We start from the raw sequence: 23,864 nt of genomic DNA on the forward strand, positions 1-23,864 counted from the left end.
ATGTTAACTAAAAAAGGGATTAGGCAAGTACTAGATACTTTAGAGGAAATGTTCCCTAATGCCGAATGTGAGTTAACTCATTCTAATGAGTTTGAATTATTAGTTGCTGTTGTCCTTTCAGCTCAAGCAACAGATGCTTTAGTAAACAAAGTAACACCGGGTTTATTTGCGAAATACAAAGCCCCTGAAGATTATCTCGCAGTATCTTTAGAAGAGCTACAGCACGATATTAAAAGAATTGGTTTATATCGAAACAAAGCAAAAAATATACGCAAACTAAGCGCTGATTTAATTGAAAAGCATGATGGTCACGTTCCTTCAAATTATACCGATTTAGTAAACTTAGCGGGAGTTGGGAGGAAGACGGCGAACGTTGTGATGTCAGTTGCATTTGGGGAACCTGCCATAGCAGTTGATACTCATGTCGAAAGAGTATCCAAACGGTTAGGAATTTGCCGCTGGAAAGACTCTGTTTTAGAAGTCGAAAAAACGCTTATGAGAAAGGTTCCAAAAGAAGAATGGAGTGACACTCATCACAGAATGATCTTCTTTGGACGCTATCATTGTAAAGCGAAGAACCCTAATTGTCCCGAATGTCCATTACTTGAAATTTGTAGGGAAGGTCAAAAGCGCATGAAAAAACGAGGCTGAATTTCAGCCTCGTTTTTGTTTGTAATTTAAGTTGTACTATCTGTCGATTGAGTAGAGTCAGTTGAACTAGTTGAAGTGTTAGTATCACCATTTTCTGTAGTGCTATTAGTAACTGAATCTTCGCCTTGATCATTAGACCCATCATCAGTACCCGATTCTCCGTCACCAGATCCATCATCCGTGGAACCGTCATCTGTTGATCCAGGGTCAGTACCGTCTTCAGATGAGTCATCACCGCCATTAGATCCACCATCTCCATCTGAAGGCGGCTCTTCCTGATCTCCATTTCCATTACCTTCGCCGTTTCCGTTACCTTCACCGTTTCCGTTACCTTCACCATTTTCTTCTTCATCATCGCCAATTATTTCATCAATTAAATCTTTCTCTTCTTCTTCAGGCGGCGTTTCAGCAGAAGTTTGAGCTGGTTCAGATTGATTACCACCATCGTCTATGGCTGTAACTTCAAACGTATAATTAGTTTCAGGAGAAATTTCATCGAATACAATCATTTGATCACTTATGGTAGCAACATCTTGCATGTCACTTCCATCTACGGATACTTTAATGTTGTATTCCATGTCATCATTAGAGTGATCCCATGACACTTCTATAACCCCACGTTTTTCATCAAACTCAGCTTTTAGTCCTTCAACAGGATCTGGCTGATCGTATTGTTCCGATACTTCGTTTGGTGTAGTACCCTTAACGAACAATTCCGTAATGATCTGACTTTCTGGTGTATAATCACTTGGTAATTTAGCAGGTCTAGAGCCTTCCTCAATTCCAACCTCAACAACTGAATCAGGTTTAGTGAAATCAGCTGTTTCGACTCCATCTGACATATGTCTCATTAGGTTTCCAAAGATTGCTTTAGGAATAGCTTTATCTTGACCAGATAGTGACTTGTTTCCTTCACTGTAACCAGTCCACACTGAAATAGTGAAGTTTGTAGAATAACCTGCCATCCAAGAGTCAACATCTTCATTTGTTGTACCTGTTTTAGCTGCTACAGGCAGATTATTAACATCAACACTAGAACCAGTTCCATGATTAATGACGTCTTTTAGCATATCAGTAATCATATAAGCAGTGTAATCTTCCATGGCAATATTAGATTCTGGTTTAGTCTCAACTACTTTCTTTTCATCAGGGTACACAATCTTCGTTACTGCGTGTGGTTCATTATAAATACCACCATTACCGAAAGCTGCATAAGCACCAGCAATTTCTAATGGACTTAATTCTTGATTACCTCCAATAGAATCGGAATTGAGTAATGTATCACCATAAGGTAATCCTAATCCACGTACGAAGTTTAAGATTTTTTCATCGCCTTGACTGTTTCTTACTTCGTTAAATGCCTTAAATGCAGGAATATTAATGGACTCATATAATGCTTCACGCATCGTCATCCAACCTCGATAGCGATCATCAAAGTTACTCAAATCTACATCATCACTATAATTATCAACTTCTTCATCTTTTAATTGATGGTAAGTAGACCATTTCTCAAACTCAATAGCAGGACCGTAATCTATAATAGGCTTAATTGTTGAGCCTGGCTGACGATCAGTACTAAAGGCATAGTTTTCACTCGCCCAAATGCCTTCCTTATTACGTCCACCACCAATTGCTAGTATTTCACCAGTCTTAGTATCAATCACTGAAATTCCTGTTTGAACTTTATCGTCACTAAATTGTATTGGACTCTTTTCATCATTCATTAGAAACTCAACTTGTTTTTGAGCATCTTGATCTAATGTTGTATGAATTGTTAACCCAGCTGAATACACATCAACTTCGTCATCAAGTTTTTGACTAGCTTCATTTAATACTTTTTCAATAAATCCTTCATAAGGAATATCCGATTCGTAGCTGTCTTGAATCATATCCTTCACTTTGATAGCTTTGGCTTCTTTAGCCTCTGCTTCAGAGATCTTTCCATGTTGAACCATTAAATCTAGAACGATATTACGACGTTCTTTAGCAAGTTTTGGATCAATATACGGGTTGTAAGCATTAGGTCTTTGCGGAATACCAGCTAATAGTGCCGCCTCTGAAAGTGTTAATTTACTTAAATCACTTTTTCCGAAGAAAGCTTCAGATGCTTTTTGAACACCGTATATATCTTTACCATAAGCAATGATATTAAGGTACATAGCTAAAATTTCCTTTTTGCTGTAATCTTGTTCTAGTTTAAATGCTAAATATTGTTCTTGGACTTTTCGTTCAATACTTTTCTCTGAAGTCAAAAATGCATTTTTAACAACTTGTTGAGTAATCGTACTAGCACCTTGTGCTCCGAATCCTTCTTTGATATTAGCTATAACAGCAGCTCCGATACGCCTTAGATCAATACCACTATGTTCAAAGAACCTAACGTCTTCGGTAGCAAGTACCGCATCTTCTAGAATTTGTGGAATTTCCTTATATTCAATTTCTTCACGTTTTTGAGCACCTAGTTCAGCGACTACGTTTCCATCTCTGTCCAGAATCGTCGTTGACAATGGTACTTGTAATTCTTCCGCGTTCAGTTCAGGTGCGTCTTTAATATAAGAAAATACCACACCTGCAACCACGAACATACCTAATAAACCTATAATCAATAACGATATCAGTACTTTTTTCCAATTTATTTTTTTGTTTTTCTTTGTTTGCTTTTTAGCTTTTCGACTTTTAATGTCTTCGCTCATTATGATCTCCTCCATTAAAATAAACACGATCGACAACGGTTAAATAGTCTACTTTTTTCTGTAATGTGAATGGGATTAAATAACCGTTTTCTTTGATGTAGTGATAAGGTAACGATTTTCTATTACCCTCAAACTGTTGATCCCAAACCTTTATAAATGGACGAATTGGAAGTAAAAAAGTTTCATTCAATAATTTAAAACGAATAATAAAAAAACAAATCCCTCCATGATCGTCAATCTTTCTCATGTGATCTACTTGGTGCTGATGAATATTTGAAAATGGTAACGAGGTTTTGTTTTTAGTTTGTTTAGCTTCGAAATCAATATATCTACCATTGTAAATTCCATTATAGTCCGTAGTAGAAGGTTGTTGATAATAAGCTTCTTTAATAACAGCAGCACTTCGTTTTGGATAATCAACTTGCACTACTTGGATTGGAGTCGGTTTTTTATGAATAACCGCTTGATCAGTTTCTAAATAAAACTTATTCGTTTCATTTAGTTCTTTTTCGAGGGTCATCCCTCTATTTCCGAATTGTGTTCCGCCTAGTTGACTATAGTTTGTATAATTGGTTTGTGAATTATGTTTGTTTTGCCGACTTCCCTTCGGATACTTCAATTTTATTCCTCCTCAACAACCTATTATATCAAATTTTAAACCATGAGGATTTGGATATACTATTACAAAATGGTTAAGAAAGGCTGACAGCATGATTCCGTTAATTGTAAATTACATTAAAGAACAGACTAAAATACATAACCAAAATAACGTTACTCGTACAAAAGCTTATTTAAAGTTTTACGATAAGTTTCCCGAAATTAAATGGTCATTCTTAGCAAGCATTGTATCGCGTAATGCTGGTTGGAATATGACGGATTTACAAAGTGATCCATATGTGCAGTTATTAAGTGAAGGTGAACGTAAATCGCTATATTTAACCTATGAAAGTATCAACTGGTATATATTTCAGGATGCATATCCTCAGCTGTTAATATATCAATTGTCAGAAGAAAAAGATACACCACTATTCTTCTTGTTAAAACATTTTCAAGTTTCTAGATATATAGAGGAGGAATGGTACCGATTCTACCGCCGCAGAGACAAGGAACGTTTGCTCTATGCTCAAATCATTAATGAACAAAATTTAATTGAACAACCAATTATGCAGCACCAGCCATATAAACGTAAAGTATTTAATACCATTCCATTTAGAGGTCAAAACATGGCCCATTATAATGCTGTCTTATTGCCAACAGAACAGGGTAAACTGTACGGCGATTTTGTTTCCCACTTCTTAAGTGTAAGTAAGAGAATTTCAATTGGTAAAAAGATTAGTAATATTTTATTTTATCCCTGTCTATATCCGTTATTTTATTCTTTTGCTAATAATGTTGAAATCACAGGTGATCGCAAGGAATATGAACAATTTATTAATGAACATACGACATCTGACAGTCACAATTTAACCAGTTTTTATCGTGATACGAAACATCAAATCAGTGAATATAGAGTAGATTGGTCATCTTACACAAAGATTAAAAGACGATGGTATAAAGAAGAGAAGATGAAACATCCGACACCAATTAATGAAACATACTATAAGAAGCGTCAATTAATTAAAAACATAGGATCAATTAAAGGGGTAATTAAACACGAGTCTGTCGAAAAAAGCTAAAGTATAAGAACCTTTGTTGGTTTCCTTCTTTGTTTGTCGTACGGGTAGGATTCTAAAAATATTTGCCTAAATAAGAAGCAAAGGAGGAGATGTCAATGAAGTACCCTAATAATAAGGAGTATTTATTAGAATCTCTACAACGTTTAGAAATGGAATTAGAGCATTTAAAGAAAAGAATGCAAATCGTAAACCCAGACTTTCGTAAGAAATAATAGCGTGGCGCAAAGATTCATGATAAAGTATGACTTGAAGGCAAGGTGATTCAAGTGATAGAATTTTTGCGACTAACTAGAGAGTTAAAGGATCAAGATGTAGAAGAAATCCATGATCGCTATTTTTATGATCGCAAGTTTGACCGTAAAAACTATGATGATTTTAATTTAATGAAAGAAGAAGCAACACCAATCTTTGAAAAAATTGAGAAGTGGGAAGACGATGCCAATGACCTGGTACATAAGCTGCCGATTTTCCCAAATCAAATTAAAAATACTAAAGATAATTTAGAAATTATGATTTTGCATAGTTATTTTAATGATGTGAGGAAGAAACGTTTCGTTGAACTTTATCAATCTGTAAAATATAATTTGAATTTAATTTTGGATGAACAACAGGAAGAATAGGGGAGAATATAACATGAAACAAAGTCTGTTAGTTAATGAAGCAAAGAGTATGCTAGATCAAGCTTATGTACCGTATTCAACTTTTCCGGTAGGGGCAGCTTTACTTACTAAAGATGGTAAAGTTTATAAAGGCTGTAATATTGAAAATGCAGCTTATCCAGTCACTTGCTGCGCTGAAAGAGTTGCGATTTTTAAAGCAGTTTCTGAAGGTGAGCGTGATTTTGAGTCATTGGCTGTCATTGCTAACACGTCTAGACCTGTACCGCCATGCGGGGCGTGTAGACAGGTGATGAGTGAGTTTTTCGACCCAGAAATGAACGTTTATATTAGTAATAAGGACCTTGAAGTTAAAGAGGTAAAAGTAAAAGAATTATTACCATTTTCTTTTAATCAAGATGATTTATCATCTGGCCAGGAAAAATAATGAAATATCCACATTAGAGCTAGTACAAACTAGCTCTTTTTTTGATATAATGAAAGTATGAATGTAAAATCAATAACTATAACAGGTTATAAACCACATGAATTAAATATTTTTAGTGACCAAGACGAAAAAGTTGGTATTATCAAAAAAGCTTTAAAAAGAAAGCTAGTTGAGTATTTGGATAATGGATTAGAATGGGTTATCTTATCTGGTCAACAAGGCGTTGAAACTTGGGCATTTGATGTATTACAAGAATTAAAAGAAATCTATCAAGTTAAAGTTGCACTCATACCGCCATTCAAAGACCAAGATCATATTTGGAAAGAAGATAAACAGAAAAAATATCAAACTTTGATACAACTGGCAGACTATTATCAACCTTTAAGTCAAAAATCTTATGAAAGCCCCAAACAGTATTTTGTTAAGAATAAATGGTTTATTGAAAAAACCGATGGGTGCATTCTTCTTTATGAAGAGGAATTTGGGGGCTCTCCGAAATATTTTTATGATTTAATATTAAAATATGAAGAGCAACATGAATATAATGTAACAATTATCAATTCATTTGATTTAGATGATCTTGCTAGAGAAATGCAAGAATTAAATCAAGATAACTTGAATGATGTGTAGGAGGAATTCGATGAAAACAAATTTAACGGGTCAGGAAATTTTGGACAAAGAGTTTAAAACGACAATCAGAGGTTATAATCAAGATGAGGTGGATGAGTTTTTAGATTTAGTCATCCAAGATTATGAAACACTTAATAAAGAAATAGAAACCTTAAAAGAAGAAAATCGAAAACTTAAGACAACTAGCAAACCAAATACAACAACTGCGACTTCTTCTCAGACTAAACAAAGAGGTCAGATCAACTATGATGTATTACAAAGATTATCAAACCTAGAGAAAGCCGTTTTTGGTAAACGATATAGTGAATAATCTGTTAAACATTACTAATGCAGGGACACCTGTTTTATGTTAAACTTTATAATTCAGGCATAAATAAGATGTTGTAGGTATAGACGTAATCGCTCTGTTTTACAGAGAGGAAAGTCCATGCTCACACAGGCTGAGAGGTTTGTAGTGATCGTGCTTGACGAAACCATAAGTCAAGGTAGTTAACTTAAGGTTAGCTAACGGCGGGGAAACAATCTAAGTCCTATATGGGATACGATTGGATTACCTTTAAAGTGCCACAGTGACGATTTTGATTGGAAACAATCAAAGTGGAACGCGGTAAACCCCACGAGTGAGTAACCCAAAATATGGTAGGGGCACTTTCAGCAGGGAATTCAACCTAGCTGAGAGGCAAGTATGACTTGTAGATAGATGGTTACGACTGGAGTACGAGGTTGACCGCCGCTAGTAGTACGAAGGTACAGAACATGGCTTACAAAATACCTACTGGTCACATCTTATTTATGCCTTACATATTATTGGGAGCTTATAAGTTCTTTGAAAGGAATGTAATCATTGTCACAGCCAATTAAGTTAATCGCAACAGCAGCAATGGGATTAGAATCAATAGTTAAAAACGAAATAAAACAGCTAGGTTATGAAAATATCCAAACAGAAAATGGGCGTGTGATGTTTGATGCAGATTTAGCAGGTATTGCAAGAAGTAATTTATGGCTTCGAACGGCAGATCGCGTCAAATTATTAATGGATGAATTCAATGCGTATTCTTTTGAAGAGCTATTTGAACAAACAAAGGCATTACCATGGGAAGAGTGGATTTCTAAAGAAGGATTTATACATGTAGTAGGTAAATCACATAAATCAAAACTATATTCCGTACCTGATTGCCAATCAATTGTCAAAAAGGCAATTGTATCAAGACTTCAAGAAGCGTATAGTTTAACATCAAGACTCGAAGAAACAGGTGCAAGATACAAAGTTGAAGTAGCAATTTTAAAAGATAAAGTTACTTTATCTTTAGATACATCAGGTTCAGGTTTACATAAACGTGGCTATCGCATTGGCCAGGGAGAAGCACCTTTAAAAGAGACACTAGCAGCTGCTCTCATTCAATTGACAAATTGGACACCTGATGATCCATTTGTAGATCCGTTTACAGGCTCCGGTACTATCCCAATTGAAGCTGCATTAATTGGACAGAACATAGCGCCAGGTTTTAACCGTGAATTTCAAGCTGAAGAATGGGATTCTATTCCTTCTACAGTTTGGGAACAGGCTCTTGAAGAGGCGGAAGACTTAGCGAATTATGATCAGCCATTAGATATTACTGGATCAGATATTAGTCATCAGTCTATCGAGATTGCCAAGCATAACGCAATGGAAGCTGGTTTGGCTGATTTAATTAATTGGAAACAAATGCAAGCAAAGGACTTTATGCCTAAATCTGAAAAAGGTTACTTAATAGGAAATCCTCCATATGGTGAACGATTGGGAGAGAAAGAGACGGTAGAACAAATCTACCAAGATTTAGGGCATATTATGTCATCTTATCCTAAATGGAGCGTATATATCATGACTTCTTATCAGGATTTTGAAAAGCAGTATGGACAAAAGGCAACTAAGAAACGTAAATTATTTAACGGATTTATTCAGACAAACTATTATCAATATTTTGGTAAAAAATAAATAATGGGGAGAGAATTAAATGAGTGGATCAACATATTCTTCAGTAGAACAAGAATTTTTGCAATATTATAAACAGATTGAATCTTATGCTGAAGCAATTAAATTGATGGCATGGGATTTAAGAACTAAAGCGCCTAAGAAAGGAGTTCACAGACGTTCAGAAACGCTTTCTTTTTTATCACAAAAAGTCCATGAATTAAAAACGTCAGATCAAGTGAAGACTTACATTGATGAGCTTAGAAATTCTGAAAACCAAGTCATTAAACGTTCAATCGAACTAGTTGAAAAAGATTATAATAAAACAAAAAAGATCCCTGTTGAAGAGTATAAAGAGTTTGTGGAATTAACCTCACAAGCCGAATCTGTTTGGACAGAGGCAAGAGAGAAATCTGACTTTGAAATGTTTAGACCTTATTTAGAAAAGATTGTTGCTTTTAATATTAAGTTTGCAGAGTACTGGGGATATAAAGAAAACCGATATGATGCACTTTTAGATGGTTTCGAACCAGGAGTGACGGTTAAGACATTAGATCAGGTTTTTCCTAAACTACGAGATGATTTAGGCAAACTCATTAAAAATGTTAATGAATCTAATAATAAACCTGACCCGAGTCAAATTTTGGCTAACTTTCCTAAAGAGAAACAAGAGCAGTTTTCGTTAAAAGTTCTTCATAAAATGGGGTATGATTTTGATGCAGGTAGACTAGATGAAACTGTGCACCCATTTGCCATTAATATTAACCATGATGATGTTCGAGTAACAACACGATACGATGAACAAGATTTTCGTATGGCTGTTTTTGGTACGATTCACGAAGGTGGACATGCATTATACGAGCAAGGGTTAAATAAAGACTTATATGACACGCCTGTGTGTGATGCAATCTCTATGGGCATCCATGAGTCACAATCATTATTCTGGGAAAACTTTGTTGGAAGAAATGAATCGTTCTGGGATCAATACTATGACTTATTTTTAGAATATGCACCAGATTCATTTAAGAATATACCTAAACATGAATTCTATCGTTCTATAAACGAAGTGAAACCAACATTCATTCGAATCGAAGCCGATGAGATGACTTACCCGCTTCATATTATGATTCGTTATGAGCTTGAAAAAGGTTTAATTAATGAAGAAATAGAAGTGAAAGATTTACCTAAATTGTGGAACGATAAAATGGAAGAGTACTTAGGTATTAGACCTGAAAATGATGCTGATGGAGTCCTTCAAGATGTTCACTGGTCAGGTGGAGACTTTGGATATTTCCCATCGTATGCTTTGGGTTATATGTATGGAGCTCAAATCAAGTCGGCTCTTGAGCAGGACGTTGATATTGACCAATCCATTCAAAATGATGATTTATCACCAATTAAAAATTGGTTAAACGAACATATTCATCGAAAAGGAAGTATGAAGGAACCATTAGATTTATTAAAAGAAGTGACAGGTGAAGGGCTTAACCCGAATTACTTAGTTCAATATTTAACAGAGAAGTACCAAAAAATTTATAATTGGTAAGCTTAAACCGAAGGCTATTCTTAATATAGAAGAATAGTCTTCTTTAGCATAAATTTATCGCTTAGGAGGGTAATACTTGGAAACATATTTACCGAATTTTAAGTTAGAAGGGAAACTAGCAGTTATTACTGGAGCAACGAAGGGAATTGGGCGAGCTATTGCCTTTTCATATGCTGAATCGGGGGCGAACCTTATTTTGATTGCTCGTAATGAGGAAGATTTACATAAGACGAGCCGCGTTATTCAAGACCAATATAATGTATCTGTTGATTATGTTGCTACATCAGTTACAGAATTAGATTTTCTTAAATCAAAATTACTAGAATTAACCGCAGGTCGTGGCATCGACATTTTGGTGAATAATGCAGGGATGAATATTCGTAGTGAAGCCCTTAAAGTAACCGAAAGTGAGTATCAGCAGATTATTGATACAAATATGAAAAGTGTACTGTTCCTGTCACAATTCGTTGCACAGAACATGATTGACCACAATATTAAAGGAAAAATTATTTCCGTTTCATCCGTTGCTGGTCAAACAGCCTTAAGAACAGGTGTTGTCTATGCCATGACAAAAGCCGCCTTAATTCAAATGACCAAAACTCTATCTTTAGAATGGGGCAAATACGGAATTAATGTCAATGCTATCGGTCCTTGGTATTTCCCAACAACATTAACTGAAAAGTTACTACAAAATGATCAATATGTGCAGGATATAGTAAATCGTACGCCTTTGAATAGAATTGGACGATTAGAAGAAATAGCCGGCCCAGCTGTGTTTTTGGCATCTGAAGCTAGTAATTATATGACGGGCCAAACTCTAATGGTAGATGGTGGAATGACCATTTATGGGTTTTAAAATTTAGTATGATTTTCCAACATAAGGGGGACATTAATAAATAGGGGAATAATTCTCTTATGAAAGAGGTTCGTTTATGTCCGTTATATATAGCATCGGGACTGCCGTTCCTAAATATGAATTAAAACAAGACCGCGCGAAAGAAGTTATTTCGACATTACTTACTGAAAAAAGACTATCTAAATATTTAGCAGTGTTTGATACTGCAGGGATTAATCAGAGATATTTTGTAACGGAACCTGAATGGTTTCAGAGTAAACACGGACTTTCAGAACGAAATCATTTGTATATGAAATACGGAATTGATTTAGCTGAACAGGCCGTATTCGATTGTTTTAAAAATCATGAACTACATATGAAAGATCTAGATGCTATTATATCAGTTACGAGCACAGGAATATTAACGCCACCTTTAGATGTCCATTTGATCAATCGTTTACCATTAAAGGATACTATTAGACGCTATCCCTTATTTGGTTTGGGTTGTGCAGGTGGGGGAGTAGCATTATCAAGAGCTCATGATTACCTTAAAGCAAATCCAACACACTCTATTATGATTGTAAACTGTGAGTTAGCCACAGTTGCATTTCACCATGATCATGTAGACCAACAAAATATTGTTGGTGCGGCTTTATTTAGTGATGGTGCAAGCTGTACGGTCCTACTTGGTCATGAACATCCTCTAGCGAAACAAAGAAAAGAGCCTAGCCTTTATATAAAATCGTCAAGTTCTAAACTATTGAAAGAAAGCATGGATGTTATGGGATGGGATATTAAAAATGATGGATTCTATGTTATTTTTTCAACCATTATTCCTAAACTTGTGCGTTCTTTTTGGAAAGATCACTTAGAGGAGTTTTTAATTAAAGAGCAGATTGATTTTAAAGAAATCGAATATATATTAGCGCATCCTGGTGGAAGGAAAGTATTAGAAGAAGTGGAGAAGATTATGTTTGACCATCAAATGCTCGATTATTCTAAAGAGGTCTTAAAACAATATGGTAATATGTCGTCACCGACTGTTTTATTTGTGATTAAACAAGCGTTAGAGAGTCGTCCTTTTAAACGTCAACACCATTTAGTAACTGCATTAGGACCAGGCTTTACTTCAGAAATATTGCTGATGGAGTGGAAATGATATGGTGTATCTGTTTATACTGATATATTTAATCATACTTCGTGTATTTGAATTACTGATTGCTAAGTCAAATGAAAATTACCAGAAAGCTAAGGGCGCCATTGAAATTGAAGACCCGTATTATAAACACATAATCATTACGCATGTTCTTTTTTTTGTTTTCTTAATAATAGAAAGCTTTCTAAATCATAGTTGGAATAGAGATGCATCCATCATTGTTTTCTCTTTATTTATCTTATTACAGACCTTTAGATTTTGGAGCTTATGGTCATTAGGACGTTATTGGAACACGAAAGTGATTGTGTTACCAGATGCAAAAGTTGTTGACAGAGGCCCTTATAAATGGATTAAACATCCAAATTATTGGATCGTCGGATTAGAGTTATTAGTTATATCTTTATTATTCTACGCTTATATTACTGCTATAATATTTGTTAGTGCACATTTATGGTTAATGACGAAGCGAATACCTTTGGAAAACAGAGCGCTTAAACAGTATTTTATAAATAAATAAGGGGAGAGGGTTTAGTTGATTATTTCGGTACAAGAAGCTCACGAATTAACGTTGAAAGAAAATGTTGTCTTCGCAGACTGTCGATATGATTTGAAGGATGAAAACTGGGGAAAAGAAATGTTTCATCAAGGTCATATACCAAATGGAGTGTATTTCGATCTTAATAAAGATTTAAGTGGCCAGGTCAAGAATCACGGTGGCCGACATCCGCTTCCTAACATAGAAACTTTTAAAACCAAGTTAGCCACTAAAGGAATCCACCGGGAGACGACGGTTATTGTTTATTGTCAAAATAGAGCATTTTCATCTAGAATGTACTGGTTATTAAAATTCATTGGACATCCTACAGTTTATTTAATGAATGGTGGCTTTGAGGAATGGAAGCAATCAGGATACCCTGTTAGCCAGAGTGAGTTAAATAAAACTGCTAATCAATATGGAAATAGTGAAATAAAAGAAGACCTAATTGCAGACATGTATTATGTGAAAGAAAATAAGGATAGGGATTCTGTCACATTAATCGATTCTAGAAGTTACGATCGCTATATTGGAAAACATGAGCCTATAGACCGAAAAGCTGGACATATTCCAGGTGCCATTAATTCAGAATGGACCAACATATTAAATGATCAACACCAATTTAAATCCCAAGATGAGTTAATCAACTATTTCTCAACTTATCAGGACGCTGAAGAAATGATCGTGTATTGCGGTTCAGGTGTCACAGCAACGCCGAATGTAGTTGCTTTATGGCTAGCAGGTTTCGACAATGTGAGGCTATATGTAGGAAGCTTTAGCGATTGGATTAGTTATGATGAGAATGAGATAGCTAAAGAATAGAAATAGAAGATGACACTGAAGAAAAATGGCTTATTTAAAAACGAATAATGGGTGTTATTTGACGTAGCTAAAAATGAAGACGAATGTTAGGAGGAACTTAATCCTAATATTCGTCTTCTTGTAGGTTAAGACATATTTTATGCCAACCTTTTTTATTAATTATGGAACTTTTTTGCCAAATACATGAATGGGGTATCAAGAGCTGCAACGATAAACTTAATCAAGTAAGTACTAAAGAATATCTCTACCCAAACATTAGGATCAGTCAATAATATTCCCCAGAATGCAATAACAGTAAAGATTGCGGTATCAAGCAACTGACTTAACATTGAACTAACGTTATTTCGAACCCATAAAAATCGATCGGAAGAAAACTTACGCTTGAGTTTCGAGAAAATATAAACGTCAGCATTTTGACTAACGATATAGGCTAATAAACTTCCAATTGCAACTTGGGGAACTAAATCAAATAACGTCATGAGGGCATCATTTACTTGATCTGATTCGGAAGGTTCGAATCTTAACGCTATTTGCATGACAAGCGTCATTGTTATTAACGTATAAAAACCCAACCAGACTGCTTTTTTTGCTTCCTCTTTTCCGTATTTTTCATTTAGAATATCGGTTGCTAAAAAGATTGAGCCATATACAATATTCCCTAATGTAGCGGTCACACCAAAGAGTTCAACCATTTTCAACACTTGTAAATTGGCAACTACCGTAGACATTCCAATCCACACTAGTAAGCCATTCTTACCAAAAATCCGATAAATAAAAATCAAAAGAAGAAAATTAATAAGTGCAAAAACAATCCATAATACTTCATTTGTCATCGTCATCATCTCCTTAGTTTTGATATCGCAGGATTTTTCGAACTGCGCTTTGCACAATAGATTATATAATATTACAGAATGAAAATATTTTCAAGTTGCCTACACGAAAAAAGCCGGCAGCATAAGCCGCCGACTTCAAATATATTTAATATTTATTTTTTTACAACGTTAGATGCTTGTGGGCCACGGTCGCCTTCGACAATTTCGAATTCAACTTCTTGACCTTCTTCTAAAGTTTTGAAACCTTCTTGTTGGATTGCTGAATAGTGTACGAATACATCGTCGCCACCTTCAACTTGGATGAAACCATAACCTTTTTCTGCGTTAAACCATTTTACTACACCGTTTTGCATGATACAAAATCCTCCTAAAACTTTCACCTAAATGGTGCTTAATTTCACAATAAGTATGCAGATATAAAAATAAGACAACTCCTATAGAAATGAAGGATCATAAATCAATTCTTCACTTCTATAGAAGTTGCCCAATTCATGATACCTCACATCTTTATTGCACTTATAAGTATAACTGATTCACATAGACAACGTCAAGCAAACTTAGATATACTACTAATAAGAAATTAACGGTAGGAGAGATAAATTGATACATATAGGCTTAACTGGTTGGGGAGACCATCCAGCAATACATGAACAAAACGATATGTATAAAAATAAATTAGCCGCCTATGCCTCTCACTTTCCTGTTGTTGAATTAGACGCTGCCTTTTACAGTATTATGAGTCAAGAACAGTATGATAGGTGGGAGAAGCAAACACCTCGTAATTTTTCATTCGTTGTGAAGGCTTTTCAAGGATTTACTGGACACGATAGACAACATTACACACGCAAAGATGTAAAATCGATGATTGATGAGTATAAGAATGGATTAACTCCTTTAATAAATAAAAATAATTAAATTGTATTTTATTTCAATTTCCACCTTGGTTTAAATTGTCAAAAGAAAATATAAACCGTTTAAGATTTATAAGAGAGCAATTTGACCAATATGATCTTGCATTAGAATTCAGAAATCGAACCTGGTTTGAAGAGTCTATACGAGGATCCACTTTAAAATTTATGCAGGAAGAAGGCTGGATTCATTCTATTTGTGACGAACCACAAGCTGGGGAGGGATCTGTTCCAACTGTACCAGTTGTTACGAATAAAAGTAATACATTAATACGTTTTCACGGAAGAAATGTAATAGGTTGGAATCAAAACGGAAATGAAAATTGGAGAAAAGTAAGGTTTTTATATCGTTATAATGAAGAAGAGCTAACAGAGTGGAAAAATAGGATTCAAAAATTAAAAGAGAACAGCGATCAAATTACTGTCCTCTTTAATAATAATTCTGGCGGAGGTGCTTATTACAATGCTAAACAGCTTCAACATTTACTTCATATACAATATGAAGATTTGAACCCAAGTCAAATGAATTTGTTTTAAATTATTTAGCGATACGTTTAGCTCCTAAATATCTAGCACTCCAATAAGAATTACTTAAATTGCTAATCGTAACACCGTTACTTAAGCCAGCATGAATAAAATTGCCATCGCCCAGATATATGCCAGCATGGGATGGGCCAGGTTTATACGTTTCAAAGAAGACTAAATCACCAACGCTAGGCTTTTCAACAGTTTGACCAGAGTAATAAATTGCGTCAACTGTTCTTGGAATTGAAATTCCGTGTTGTTTAAAAACATATTGCAAATATCCACTACAATCAAAACCTGATGGAGAGGTCCCTCCCCAAACATACGGTGAGCCTATATATGTTCTTGCAGTCTGAATTAATGTTCCAGAGGAAGCTTTGGGTTCTGCTTTTTTTTGTGGTTTAGTTTTAACCTTTTTAACTGCTTGTTGAACGTTTGATTGGCTTTGCTCCGATTGCTGAGTTTGTGATTCTGACCGAGTTTGTGTGACTTGAACGATTGGTGTATAATCCGATAAATCTAAATCCAATTGATAGGCTTTACTCATTCTCTCCAACGCTTTTTTAGTGGCAGGGCCAGCAATTGAATCAATTTTATCTTTGTAAAAACCATAATGATCTAATGCTTTTTGAACTTGCCTAACACGATTTGATTGTTCACCATATTGTATTTGTTCTCCTAGTGTCTCGATTATTTCCTTATAATGTGTATCTAGTTCTTCTTCTAATTTTAAATAAGTTGTTTCATCCGCTTCACCTGTGGCATTTATATCATTTTGCTTCTGAAATTGCTTAAGTGCATGTTCGGTTAAGGCATCATATTTAGGAGTGTAGTCTCCTTGATAAAAGTTCAGCGTTTTAAGTTTCTTTTGTAAATGAACGACAGCTTCGTGATGCTCACCATATGATAATTTTTGAATCTCTTCAAATTGTTCTTTAGTTATAGCATCTACAGGTAAAGTGAAGGCGAGAGGGGAGCTAATTGCAATACTTCCTGCCATAGTGCTCATCACAAGTGATTTTTTCTTTTTCTTTATAACCATCTAACCAACACCTTTTCTAATTTTTGATGTTGGTATTATATGAGCCTAGTTTGCAACTATGACAGGACAGTCTTATTTGTTACAATATAGTAAAATAAAGTGGGAGGCTAACTATGTTACATACGAATGAAAATCAATATTTAGAATTATGTAAACATGTCTTAAATAAAGGCTCTGATCGAGGAGATCGCACAGGAACTGGAACACGGTCAATTTTTGGTCATCAGATGAGGTTTAATTTAGAAGAAGGCTTCCCACTTCTGACAACGAAGCGAGTACCTTTTAAATTAATTGTTAGCGAGTTGCTTTGGTTTATTAAAGGTGATACCAATATTCGTTATTTACTCGAGTATAACAATAACATTTGGAATGAATGGGCGTTTAAGAATTGGATTGAAAGTAGTGAATATGATGGGCCAGATATGACCGATTTTGGACTTAAAGCTCAAGAAGACCCTAATTTTAATGAACAATACCTTAAGCAGATGGAACGATTTAAACAAATGATTTTAGAAAATGAAGAGTTCGCTCAAAAATTTGGTCATTTAGGCGATGTATACGGTAAGCAATGGCGTCATTGGAAAACATCGCAGAATGATACCATTGATCAATTAGCAGACGTTATTAATAAAATTAAAACATCACCAGAATCTAGAAGACTTATTGTATCAGCATGGAATCCAGAGGATGTTCCATCAATGGCACTGCCGCCATGCCACACTTTGTTTCAGTTCTATGTACAAGATGGAAAATTATCATGTCAACTTTATCAAAGAAGCGGTGATATCTTCCTAGGTATTCCATTTAATATTGCAAGTTATTCTTTACTTACACATTTAATTGCACATGAATGTGGATTGAAAGTCGGTGAATTCATACATACAATTGGTGATGCTCATATTTATCATAACCACTTTGACCAAGTAAAAGAGCAGTTATCAAGAGACCCAAGGCATTTGCCGTCGCTGTCAATTAATAGTGAAGTAACATCCGTGTTTGATTTTGAAGTTGAAGATATTAAAATTGAAAATTATAACCCTCACCCTGCTATTAAAGCGCCAATTGCGGTTTAGGAGTTGAATAACATGTTATCATTTATAGTCGCGATGGATGAAAATAATGTCATCGGAAAAGATAATGACTTACCTTGGTATTTACCCAATGACTTAAAATACTTTAAAAAAATGACATCGGGTCATACCATAATCATGGGTCGAAAAACATTTGAATCAATTGGAAGACCTTTACCCAATCGAAAAAATATTGTTCTGACCAGAGATCAACAATACAAAGCTGAAGGATGTACAGTCATTCATTCAGTTGATGAGTTAGAGTCTTATCTACATGAGGATGAAGTGTTTTTGATTGGTGGAGCTGAATTATTTAAAACTACATTACCTAAGGCTGATCGCTTATATATCACCCGTATTCATGCCACATTCGATGGAGATACATTTTTTCCGAGAATTGATTTATCAGAATGGGAAGTTATAGATGTAACTAAGGGCGAGAGCGATGAAAGAAATCAGCATGAGCATACTTACTATGTTTATGAGCGTAAACACAATAAAAAGTGAACGTTTTATAACAGTGTGCTAAAAGATTTGCAAATCATACTTAAATCAGCGACAATAGAGTTGTTAAATAATTAACGGAAGGTGTTATCATGTCAATAGGTTTACCAGGATTAATACTGATTATATTAATTCTTTTAATCATATTTGGACCGAAAAAATTACCAGAACTTGGTGAGGCTTTAGGTAAAACTTTAAAAGAATTTAAGCATTCTACTAAAGGGTTAACAGATGACGATGATTCAACAAAGAATAAGACTATTGACCATCAGTAACCTTTTCAAGAACGGGGTGATTGAATGAATCCTGCAAACATAGGAATACCAGGGTTAATTTTAATAGTAATTGTGTTATTAATCGTTTTTGGCCCATCAAAATTACCTGAGATTGGACGTGCTTTTGGATCTTCTTTAAAGGAATTTAAAAAGGCGACAAGCGATTTAATGTCAGATGATCAAAATAAAAATGATCAGAAAAATGATCACATCTCTGATTCAAATGATTCTAAGAAATAATAAGGTGTAAGGGGGAATCCTTACATCTTATTTTATGAAAGATAAAGGATGAAACTCATGGAAGAACAACAACATTCTCATGAAGAACAAGAGGTTATGGACTGGACGGAACACCTAGGTGAACTAAGGAAACGTTTAATATGGACATTAATTATTTTTGTCATTTCCTTTGGTGCTGGCTTTATATATGTAGAGGAAATCTATCGCTTTATGGAGCGAGATGTTGATTTTACATTAAATGTGCTAAGTCCATTTGAAATCATATGGATTTATATCATAATTGCTACAATTACTGGCATTATTGTAACGTTACCATTTTTTGCTTTTCAGCTATGGCTGTTTATTAAACCTGGGTTGACCTCACACGAACGAAAAGTTAGTTTAATGTATATCCCGGCTTTATTTATATTATTTTTAGTCGGTCTATTATTTGGTTACTTTGTGATAAAAGATTTAATTTTACAATTCTTATTAAATCTTGGTGATGGTTTAGTTAATGAAATGTTTACGGCAGCCAACTATTTTAAGTTTATATTGCAAATTACGTTACCATTTGCTGTGTTCTTTGAAGTGCCTTTAATTGCCATGTTTTTAACTAGCTTAGGAATTATTGAACCATCATTCATGAGAAAAACAAGAAAGTATGCATACTTAGTATTAGTCATTCTAGGTACTATGTTGTCACCACCAGATTTCATCTTACAATTACTTGTTGCTGCTCCATTAATCATTCTTTATGAGATTGCAATATTAATGTCGTCGGTCGTGTACAAACGCCGAGTAAAGCAGTTAGAGAAATTAAATGACGAATAGGATGGTGTAAGTGAAGTCGTTTTATCATTATATGATGAGATATAGAGGAATGCGAGATCCGTCAAATCCATATAAATTATTAGCAGATTGGATGTTTGAAGATCATGATTTTCCTAAACATTCAACTAATCATGATGAAATTAGCCAATACTTAGAATATAACCCACCATTTACTGAAGCATTATCAACCTTTGACGAATTGTGGGAGGAATATATTCAAAACAAATAACCAGGTGACGGTCACCTGGTTATTATTTCATTAAATGAGAGATTGTTTCGTTTGGTTTAGCAGTATGCGCTACCAACGATGATTAATAGAATGAATAACACTACAATTAAAGTAAATCCACCGCCGTAATTTTGGCCCATGTTTCATTCCCCCTTTTCGTTTCACTTGTAACGTATGCGTATATAACAGAACTTGTATGGGCAATTAATACTACAACTAGACATTAGTGGATAGAAGCCTTTGCATTCCACCTACTACCATTTCACATGGTATAATATTATTAAAATAGTTAAATATGAGGTGATGGTAATGGCAACACCTTTTACAATGGAATGGAGATTAATCACAAATGGGGAAGAGAAACGTGTTCAAGAAGATGACGATATTTTTGAGATCACATTTGAAGGTTACAAGTTATTTCCTGTTGATGAGACGGTCAATGTTATGCGTAAACCTGGTTCTAATCAACAGGGAGCGGCAAAAGTTTTAAAACTCGTCTTTGAAAATCGACAAACTATTTGTCGTTATCAGTTATTATCGTTACATTCTGTCAATTAATGGCGAGTTTATTGTCGAAACAAGCCTTATTCTGCGCTTTCCCAGGAAATGAACAGGGGGAATAGGATTGGAAATCGCATCAGATTGGCATGACTTATTAGAAAGAGAAGTTAAACAACCCTATTTTAAATATTTACTTAATAATGTTGAAAGGGAATATCAAAACGCTTCTGTTTTTCCGCCAAAAAACCAAATGTTTCGAGCATTTAATTTAACAACTTTTCAAAACACAAAAGTTGTAATCTTAGGGCAGGATCCATATCACGGGAGGGGACAAGCTAATGGCCTTAGCTTTTCAGTTAACAAAGGAGTGACTATTCCTCCTTCTTTAAAGAATATTTATAAAGAATTAGTGAGTGATATAGGTTGCTATTTTCCTGAACATGGTGATTTAACTAAATGGGCAGCTCAAGGTGTATTATTATTAAATACCGTATTAACTGTTAGGGAAAGTAAGGCTCATTCACACAGATCCCTTGGATGGGAAACATTCACAGATCGAATTATCTCGCTTTTAAATGATGAAAAGGAACATCTTGTTTTTATACTTTGGGGGAAACATGCACAGAAGAAGGGGAATATGATTGATCAAAGTCGACATTTAGTCCTTACATCCCCACATCCTAGCCCTTTGTCGGCTCATAGAGGATTTTTTGGAAGCAGACCATTCTCTAATACAAATGCTTATTTAAGCCAGTACCATCAATCAACAATTAATTGGTGTTTATAAAAATAATGTTATTTGCCTAAACGGGTTACTCGTCTATTTCGTAGTATATATAAGAATAAGAAGGAGGAATAGGCGATGGATCCGTTTGACTTTCAATCACAACAACATTGGCATCAGAATCCGTACGGACTTGAATCATTTTATCAGCCAATGCCACAAAGAAGAGGGTTGAATCAAGTTTTTCATAAATTGTTAGGTAAAGGTCATAACCCTTATGGCAGAATACCACAAGCGCCATTTTTATCTGGGCCTGGAATGACAACTAAATATACTCAGCTATATGAAACGCTTAACCACATCCAAAAAGGTTTGGGATTAATTCAACAAGTATCACCATATATTAAACAATATGGGCCTTTTGTGAAAAACTTACCGATGTTTGTTGATATGGTGAAAATTATGATGGAAAATGATGATGAGGCTGAAGATCAGCAATATTTTGATCACCATGAGGAAGATGATATACACGATCATCACGATCAAAATAAGTCTCATCAAAAAATTAATAATGACTATGGAGAAAATGAACATCAACACACCAAGAAAAAGACAAATGCTAAAAAAGGTGAATTACCAGGACCTAAACTATATATCTAGAGGTGATTAAGATGTCCCAATTAGAAAAGGCTACATTTGCTGGAGGTTGTTTCTGGTGCATGGTAGAACCATTTGATCGTAGGCCAGGTATTGAAGAAGTCATATCTGGCTACACTGGTGGTCATACTGAAAATCCGACTTATGAAGAAGTTTGTTCTGAAACAACCGGTCATGTGGAAGCAGTTCAAATTATATTTAATCCAGAAATTTACCCATACCAGCAGTTATTAGAGGTTTACTGGCAACAAATTGACCCTACAGATAATCAAGGTCAATTTAACGACCGTGGAGAATCTTATAAGCCAGTCATCTTCTATCATAATGACCATCAGAAACAACTCGCAGAGGAATCAAAGAAAAAAATAGAGGAGAGCGGAAAATTTAATAAACCAATTGTGGTTGAAATTCGTCCCTCTGAAACATTCTATCCTGCCGAGGAATATCATCAAGATTATTATAAAAAGAATGCTTTTCACTATAAAATGTATAAAAAGGGGTCAGGAAGAAAAGGGTTTATCGAGGAAAATTGGTCAAAAAAAGATCAAGATACGTTAAAAGAACAATTATCAGACATTCAATATAAAGTAACACAAGAAGATGCTACTGAAATTCCTTATCAAAACGAATACTGGGACCATGAGGAAGATGGCATTTATGTTGATGTAGTTAGCGGCGAACCGCTATTTTCCTCAAAAGATAAATATGATGCCGGTTGTGGTTGGCCAAGCTTTACGAGACCAATTGCCCAATTAGAAGAAAGTTTAGACACCTCTCATGGTATGAGACGAATAGAAGTGAGAAGTAATTATGCGGATTCTCATCTTGGGCATGTTTTTGATGACGGGCCTGCTAGTGAAGGCGGAATGAGATACTGTATTAATTCTGCAGCACTTAAGTTTATCCCGGTTGACCGTCTAGAAGAAGAGGGTTATGGTAAATATAAAGTGTTATTTGTGGAAAATCAATAAGAGGTGAAAGTATGATTCATAAAACTTGGTATGATCATGAAACGATTAAACAAATCAAATGTACAAACACGAAAGCTAAAAAATTCACTGTAGAAAATGTGTTAACACCAGAAAAAGTATATGATGTTAAAAACGAAACGGACGAGTTTTATTTTATTGTAGATGATTCAGGTAAAATGGGCGGGTTTTTAAAAGATTATTTTAAGGAAGTCTAATGACAAGCAGTTTTCAGCTAAGGTTGAAAACTGCTTTCTTTGACTTAACTTGACATACTAAATTATAATTTAGCTTGAAATCAAGATTTTTTTTAGGAGGCCAACCTAATGAAATATATTTTTCGAGAGGGCAATAGTGAACAGACTTTACTCTTATTACACGGAACAGGAGGAAACGAGGAAGACTTATTACCATTGTCTGATTTGATTGATCCTGAAGCCAATGTTTTAAGTGTTCGAGGTAATGTAAATGAAAACGGAATGAATCGCTTTTTCAGAAGATTAGCTGAAGGAGTATTTGATGAAGAGGACTTAATTCAAAGAACTAATGAATTAAATCATTTTCTAGATGAGAAAAGCAAGGAATATGGATTTGATCGAAATCAAATTTATGCTGTTGGATATTCAAATGGAGCAAACATTGCGGGAAGCTTATTATATCATTTTCAGAACAGCTTAAAAGGCGCCATGTTGTTTCACCCTATGGTGCCTAGGAGAGGAATTGATTTACCTAAACATGATGAAGTCAAAGTGTTTATTGGTGCGGGAGAAAATGATCCGATTTGCCCAGCCTCAGAAGCTGAAGATTTAAAAAGCATGTTAGAATCGTCCGGGATAGAGGTTGAACTGTTCTGGACAAACCTAGGTCATCAATTAACACGTGATGAAGTAGATGCTGCAAAAGAGTGGTATCAACAGTTGAACTAATAATAAGAGACAGGGACAAAACATTTGTTAACCTAGAAAAAGACGAATATTAGAGAGCGAGTGACTCCTAATATTCGTCTTCATTTTTTTGCTACGTCAAAATGCTTCGC

General features: G+C 34.9%; 30 protein-coding genes, 1 other RNA gene and 1 pseudogene. 26 read left to right on the forward strand and 6 right to left on the reverse strand.

Features of this window, described 5'->3' with window-relative positions:
- On the forward strand, window positions 1–651 hold the full coding sequence (nth, locus tag ACFSW4_RS16000; RefSeq protein ID WP_377330529.1) for an endonuclease III: 651 nt from the start codon (window positions 1–3) through the stop codon (window positions 649–651).
- Window positions 652–677: 26 nt separating this feature from the next.
- On the opposite strand, the gene ACFSW4_RS16005 is transcribed toward nth, so the two are convergent.
- Both ACFSW4_RS16005 and recU read right to left on the reverse strand, forming a co-directional pair.
- Window positions 678–3,344: a transglycosylase domain-containing protein gene (locus ACFSW4_RS16005; RefSeq protein WP_377330530.1), complete on the reverse strand. Its 2,667-nt coding sequence runs from the start codon at window positions 3,342–3,344 to the stop codon at window positions 678–680.
- Window positions 3,328–3,963 carry a Holliday junction resolvase RecU gene (gene recU, locus ACFSW4_RS16010; RefSeq protein WP_377330531.1) on the reverse strand — a complete coding sequence of 212 codons (636 nt, stop codon included), beginning with the start codon at window positions 3,961–3,963 and terminating at the stop codon, window positions 3,328–3,330. Before recU ends, ACFSW4_RS16005 begins: the two co-directional genes overlap by 17 nt.
- Window positions 3,964–4,054: 91 nt before the next feature.
- Here recU and ACFSW4_RS16015 point away from each other — a divergent pair, with 91 nt between their 5' ends.
- From ACFSW4_RS16015 to ACFSW4_RS16070, 12 genes are all read left to right on the forward strand, one after another.
- Window positions 4,055–5,020 carry a DUF2515 family protein gene (locus tag ACFSW4_RS16015; RefSeq protein WP_054753106.1) on the forward strand — a complete coding sequence of 322 codons (966 nt, stop codon included), beginning with the start codon at window positions 4,055–4,057 and terminating at the stop codon, window positions 5,018–5,020.
- Window positions 5,021–5,286: 266 nt separating this feature from the next.
- Window positions 5,287–5,640 (forward strand): DUF1798 family protein, encoded by a 354-nt coding sequence (locus ACFSW4_RS16020; protein ID WP_377330532.1) that lies wholly within the window; start codon window positions 5,287–5,289, stop codon window positions 5,638–5,640.
- 13 nt (window positions 5,641–5,653) lie between these two features.
- Entirely contained in the window at window positions 5,654–6,064 is a 411-nt protein-coding gene (locus ACFSW4_RS16025; RefSeq protein ID WP_377330533.1) for a cytidine deaminase, read from the forward strand.
- A 57-nt stretch (window positions 6,065–6,121) separates the two neighbouring features.
- Window positions 6,122–6,694 carry an SLOG family protein gene (locus ACFSW4_RS16030; protein WP_377330534.1) on the forward strand — a complete coding sequence of 191 codons (573 nt, stop codon included), beginning with the start codon at window positions 6,122–6,124 and terminating at the stop codon, window positions 6,692–6,694.
- A 10-nt stretch (window positions 6,695–6,704) separates the two neighbouring features.
- Window positions 6,705–7,004, forward strand: coding sequence for a cell division regulator GpsB (gpsB, locus tag ACFSW4_RS16035; protein WP_054753099.1), 300 nt, complete (start codon window positions 6,705–6,707; stop codon window positions 7,002–7,004).
- 77 nt (window positions 7,005–7,081) lie between these two features.
- An RNA gene (gene rnpB / locus ACFSW4_RS16040) (RNase P RNA component class B) lies at window positions 7,082–7,463 on the forward strand.
- A gap of 75 nt (window positions 7,464–7,538) precedes the next feature.
- Window positions 7,539–8,669, forward strand: a complete 1,131-nt coding sequence (locus ACFSW4_RS16045; RefSeq protein WP_377330535.1) for a THUMP domain-containing class I SAM-dependent RNA methyltransferase — start codon at window positions 7,539–7,541, stop codon at window positions 8,667–8,669.
- 19 nt (window positions 8,670–8,688) lie between these two features.
- On the forward strand, window positions 8,689–10,191 hold the full coding sequence (locus ACFSW4_RS16050; protein ID WP_054753098.1) for a carboxypeptidase M32: 1,503 nt from the start codon (window positions 8,689–8,691) through the stop codon (window positions 10,189–10,191).
- Window positions 10,192–10,267: 76 nt separating this feature from the next.
- Window positions 10,268–11,047 carry an SDR family NAD(P)-dependent oxidoreductase gene (locus ACFSW4_RS16055; protein WP_054753097.1) on the forward strand — a complete coding sequence of 260 codons (780 nt, stop codon included), beginning with the start codon at window positions 10,268–10,270 and terminating at the stop codon, window positions 11,045–11,047.
- Window positions 11,048–11,123: 76 nt separating this feature from the next.
- On the forward strand, window positions 11,124–12,185 hold the full coding sequence (locus ACFSW4_RS16060; RefSeq protein ID WP_054753096.1) for a type III polyketide synthase: 1,062 nt from the start codon (window positions 11,124–11,126) through the stop codon (window positions 12,183–12,185).
- A 1-nt stretch (window position 12,186) separates the two neighbouring features.
- A complete protein-coding gene (locus tag ACFSW4_RS16065) occupies window positions 12,187–12,699 on the forward strand; it encodes an isoprenylcysteine carboxyl methyltransferase family protein (protein WP_377330536.1) in 513 nt (170 codons plus the stop codon).
- A gap of 15 nt (window positions 12,700–12,714) precedes the next feature.
- Window positions 12,715–13,539: a sulfurtransferase gene (locus tag ACFSW4_RS16070; protein ID WP_054753093.1), complete on the forward strand. Its 825-nt coding sequence runs from the start codon at window positions 12,715–12,717 to the stop codon at window positions 13,537–13,539.
- A gap of 155 nt (window positions 13,540–13,694) precedes the next feature.
- Here ACFSW4_RS16070 and ACFSW4_RS16075 read toward each other — a convergent pair whose 3' ends face one another.
- Together ACFSW4_RS16075 and cspD are read right to left on the reverse strand one after the other, a co-directional pair.
- On the reverse strand, window positions 13,695–14,372 hold the full coding sequence (locus tag ACFSW4_RS16075) for a queuosine precursor transporter (RefSeq protein WP_377330545.1): 678 nt from the start codon (window positions 14,370–14,372) through the stop codon (window positions 13,695–13,697).
- Window positions 14,373–14,524: 152 nt separating this feature from the next.
- Window positions 14,525–14,725 carry a cold-shock protein CspD gene (gene cspD / locus ACFSW4_RS16080; protein WP_017187157.1) on the reverse strand — a complete coding sequence of 67 codons (201 nt, stop codon included), beginning with the start codon at window positions 14,723–14,725 and terminating at the stop codon, window positions 14,525–14,527.
- A gap of 247 nt (window positions 14,726–14,972) precedes the next feature.
- On the opposite strand from cspD, the pseudogene ACFSW4_RS16085 reads away from it, so the two are divergent.
- Window positions 14,973–15,817: pseudogene (locus ACFSW4_RS16085) on the forward strand (DUF72 domain-containing protein).
- A gap of 1 nt (window position 15,818) precedes the next feature.
- Here ACFSW4_RS16085 and ACFSW4_RS16090 read toward each other — a convergent pair.
- Complete coding sequence (locus ACFSW4_RS16090; RefSeq protein WP_377330537.1) at window positions 15,819–16,847, reverse strand: C40 family peptidase; 1,029 nt, start codon at window positions 16,845–16,847, stop codon at window positions 15,819–15,821.
- Between the two features lie 113 nt (window positions 16,848–16,960).
- Between ACFSW4_RS16090 and ACFSW4_RS16095 the strand changes: the two genes are divergently transcribed.
- The 6 genes from ACFSW4_RS16095 (at window position 16,961) to ACFSW4_RS16120 (ending at window position 19,978) form a co-directional block, all read left to right on the forward strand.
- Window positions 16,961–17,920, forward strand: coding sequence for a thymidylate synthase (locus ACFSW4_RS16095; protein ID WP_054753084.1), 960 nt, complete (start codon window positions 16,961–16,963; stop codon window positions 17,918–17,920).
- Between the two features lie 12 nt (window positions 17,921–17,932).
- Window positions 17,933–18,424, forward strand: a complete 492-nt coding sequence (locus tag ACFSW4_RS16100) for a dihydrofolate reductase (protein ID WP_377330538.1) — start codon at window positions 17,933–17,935, stop codon at window positions 18,422–18,424.
- Window positions 18,425–18,513: 89 nt separating this feature from the next.
- Window positions 18,514–18,696, forward strand: a complete 183-nt coding sequence (tatA, locus tag ACFSW4_RS16105; RefSeq protein ID WP_054753082.1) for a twin-arginine translocase TatA/TatE family subunit — start codon at window positions 18,514–18,516, stop codon at window positions 18,694–18,696.
- A 24-nt stretch (window positions 18,697–18,720) separates the two neighbouring features.
- Window positions 18,721–18,936: a twin-arginine translocase TatA/TatE family subunit gene (gene tatA / locus ACFSW4_RS16110; protein ID WP_054753080.1), complete on the forward strand. Its 216-nt coding sequence runs from the start codon at window positions 18,721–18,723 to the stop codon at window positions 18,934–18,936.
- A 57-nt stretch (window positions 18,937–18,993) separates the two neighbouring features.
- Window positions 18,994–19,749, forward strand: a complete 756-nt coding sequence (gene tatC / locus ACFSW4_RS16115) for a twin-arginine translocase subunit TatC (protein WP_054753234.1) — start codon at window positions 18,994–18,996, stop codon at window positions 19,747–19,749.
- 10 nt (window positions 19,750–19,759) lie between these two features.
- Complete coding sequence (locus tag ACFSW4_RS16120; RefSeq protein WP_054753078.1) at window positions 19,760–19,978, forward strand: YozE family protein; 219 nt, start codon at window positions 19,760–19,762, stop codon at window positions 19,976–19,978.
- 56 nt (window positions 19,979–20,034) lie between these two features.
- Here the strand turns inward: ACFSW4_RS16120 and ACFSW4_RS16125 are convergent, their stop codons facing one another.
- Window positions 20,035–20,118: a YjcZ family sporulation protein gene (locus tag ACFSW4_RS16125; RefSeq protein ID WP_054753077.1), complete on the reverse strand. Its 84-nt coding sequence runs from the start codon at window positions 20,116–20,118 to the stop codon at window positions 20,035–20,037.
- Window positions 20,119–20,287: 169 nt separating this feature from the next.
- On the opposite strand from ACFSW4_RS16125, the gene ACFSW4_RS16130 reads away from it, so the two are divergent.
- From ACFSW4_RS16130 to ACFSW4_RS16155, 6 genes are all read left to right on the forward strand, one after another.
- Window positions 20,288–20,536: a DUF2584 family protein gene (locus ACFSW4_RS16130; RefSeq protein ID WP_054753070.1), complete on the forward strand. Its 249-nt coding sequence runs from the start codon at window positions 20,288–20,290 to the stop codon at window positions 20,534–20,536.
- Between the two features lie 67 nt (window positions 20,537–20,603).
- Window positions 20,604–21,266 carry a uracil-DNA glycosylase gene (gene ung, locus ACFSW4_RS16135; protein ID WP_377330539.1) on the forward strand — a complete coding sequence of 221 codons (663 nt, stop codon included), beginning with the start codon at window positions 20,604–20,606 and terminating at the stop codon, window positions 21,264–21,266.
- Between the two features lie 75 nt (window positions 21,267–21,341).
- Window positions 21,342–21,863 (forward strand): VrrA/YqfQ family protein, encoded by a 522-nt coding sequence (gene vrrA, locus ACFSW4_RS16140; RefSeq protein WP_054753069.1) that lies wholly within the window; start codon window positions 21,342–21,344, stop codon window positions 21,861–21,863.
- An 11-nt stretch (window positions 21,864–21,874) separates the two neighbouring features.
- Window positions 21,875–22,831, forward strand: coding sequence for a peptide-methionine (S)-S-oxide reductase MsrA (msrA, locus tag ACFSW4_RS16145; RefSeq protein ID WP_377330540.1), 957 nt, complete (start codon window positions 21,875–21,877; stop codon window positions 22,829–22,831).
- Between the two features lie 11 nt (window positions 22,832–22,842).
- Window positions 22,843–23,046, forward strand: coding sequence for a DUF6501 family protein (locus tag ACFSW4_RS16150; protein WP_054753067.1), 204 nt, complete (start codon window positions 22,843–22,845; stop codon window positions 23,044–23,046).
- 108 nt (window positions 23,047–23,154) lie between these two features.
- The gene (locus ACFSW4_RS16155; protein WP_377330541.1) at window positions 23,155–23,754 is read left to right on the forward strand and encodes an alpha/beta hydrolase; all 600 of its coding nucleotides are present in this window, start codon (window positions 23,155–23,157) and stop codon (window positions 23,752–23,754) included.
- Window positions 23,755–23,864: the final 110 nt, after the last annotated feature.

Source organism: Piscibacillus salipiscarius, from assembly GCF_042685285.1.
Lineage (GTDB): Bacteria > Bacillota > Bacilli > Bacillales > Alkalibacillaceae > Piscibacillus > Piscibacillus salipiscarius.

Bases quoted from the DNA above. Each gene is read 5' to 3' on its own strand.
- nth (WP_377330529.1), top strand. From the start codon at position 1: ATGTTAACTAAAAAAGGGATTAGGCAAGTACTAGATACTTTAGAGGAA.
- ACFSW4_RS16005 (WP_377330530.1), bottom strand. From the start codon at position 3,344: ATGAGCGAAGACATTAAAAGTCGAAAAGCTAAAAAGCAAACAAAGAAA.
- ACFSW4_RS16015 (WP_054753106.1), top strand. From the start codon at position 4,055: ATGATTCCGTTAATTGTAAATTACATTAAAGAACAGACTAAAATACAT.
- ACFSW4_RS16025 (WP_377330533.1), top strand. From the start codon at position 5,654: ATGAAACAAAGTCTGTTAGTTAATGAAGCAAAGAGTATGCTAGATCAA.
- ACFSW4_RS16030 (WP_377330534.1), top strand. From the start codon at position 6,122: ATGAATGTAAAATCAATAACTATAACAGGTTATAAACCACATGAATTA.
- gpsB (WP_054753099.1), top strand. From the start codon at position 6,705: ATGAAAACAAATTTAACGGGTCAGGAAATTTTGGACAAAGAGTTTAAA.
- ACFSW4_RS16050 (WP_054753098.1), top strand. From the start codon at position 8,689: ATGAGTGGATCAACATATTCTTCAGTAGAACAAGAATTTTTGCAATAT.
- ACFSW4_RS16060 (WP_054753096.1), top strand. From the start codon at position 11,124: ATGTCCGTTATATATAGCATCGGGACTGCCGTTCCTAAATATGAATTA.
- ACFSW4_RS16065 (WP_377330536.1), top strand. From the start codon at position 12,187: ATGGTGTATCTGTTTATACTGATATATTTAATCATACTTCGTGTATTT.
- ACFSW4_RS16075 (WP_377330545.1), bottom strand. From the start codon at position 14,372: ATGACAAATGAAGTATTATGGATTGTTTTTGCACTTATTAATTTTCTT.
- cspD (WP_017187157.1), bottom strand. From the start codon at position 14,725: ATGCAAAACGGTGTAGTAAAATGGTTTAACGCAGAAAAAGGTTATGGT.
- ACFSW4_RS16090 (WP_377330537.1), bottom strand. From the start codon at position 16,847: ATGGTTATAAAGAAAAAGAAAAAATCACTTGTGATGAGCACTATGGCA.
- ACFSW4_RS16095 (WP_054753084.1), top strand. From the start codon at position 16,961: ATGTTACATACGAATGAAAATCAATATTTAGAATTATGTAAACATGTC.
- ACFSW4_RS16100 (WP_377330538.1), top strand. From the start codon at position 17,933: ATGTTATCATTTATAGTCGCGATGGATGAAAATAATGTCATCGGAAAA.
- tatA (WP_054753082.1), top strand. From the start codon at position 18,514: ATGTCAATAGGTTTACCAGGATTAATACTGATTATATTAATTCTTTTA.
- tatA (WP_054753080.1), top strand. From the start codon at position 18,721: ATGAATCCTGCAAACATAGGAATACCAGGGTTAATTTTAATAGTAATT.
- tatC (WP_054753234.1), top strand. From the start codon at position 18,994: ATGGAAGAACAACAACATTCTCATGAAGAACAAGAGGTTATGGACTGG.
- ACFSW4_RS16125 (WP_054753077.1), bottom strand. From the start codon at position 20,118: ATGGGCCAAAATTACGGCGGTGGATTTACTTTAATTGTAGTGTTATTC.
- ACFSW4_RS16130 (WP_054753070.1), top strand. From the start codon at position 20,288: ATGGCAACACCTTTTACAATGGAATGGAGATTAATCACAAATGGGGAA.
- vrrA (WP_054753069.1), top strand. From the start codon at position 21,342: ATGGATCCGTTTGACTTTCAATCACAACAACATTGGCATCAGAATCCG.
- msrA (WP_377330540.1), top strand. From the start codon at position 21,875: ATGTCCCAATTAGAAAAGGCTACATTTGCTGGAGGTTGTTTCTGGTGC.
- ACFSW4_RS16150 (WP_054753067.1), top strand. From the start codon at position 22,843: ATGATTCATAAAACTTGGTATGATCATGAAACGATTAAACAAATCAAA.
- ACFSW4_RS16155 (WP_377330541.1), top strand. From the start codon at position 23,155: ATGAAATATATTTTTCGAGAGGGCAATAGTGAACAGACTTTACTCTTA.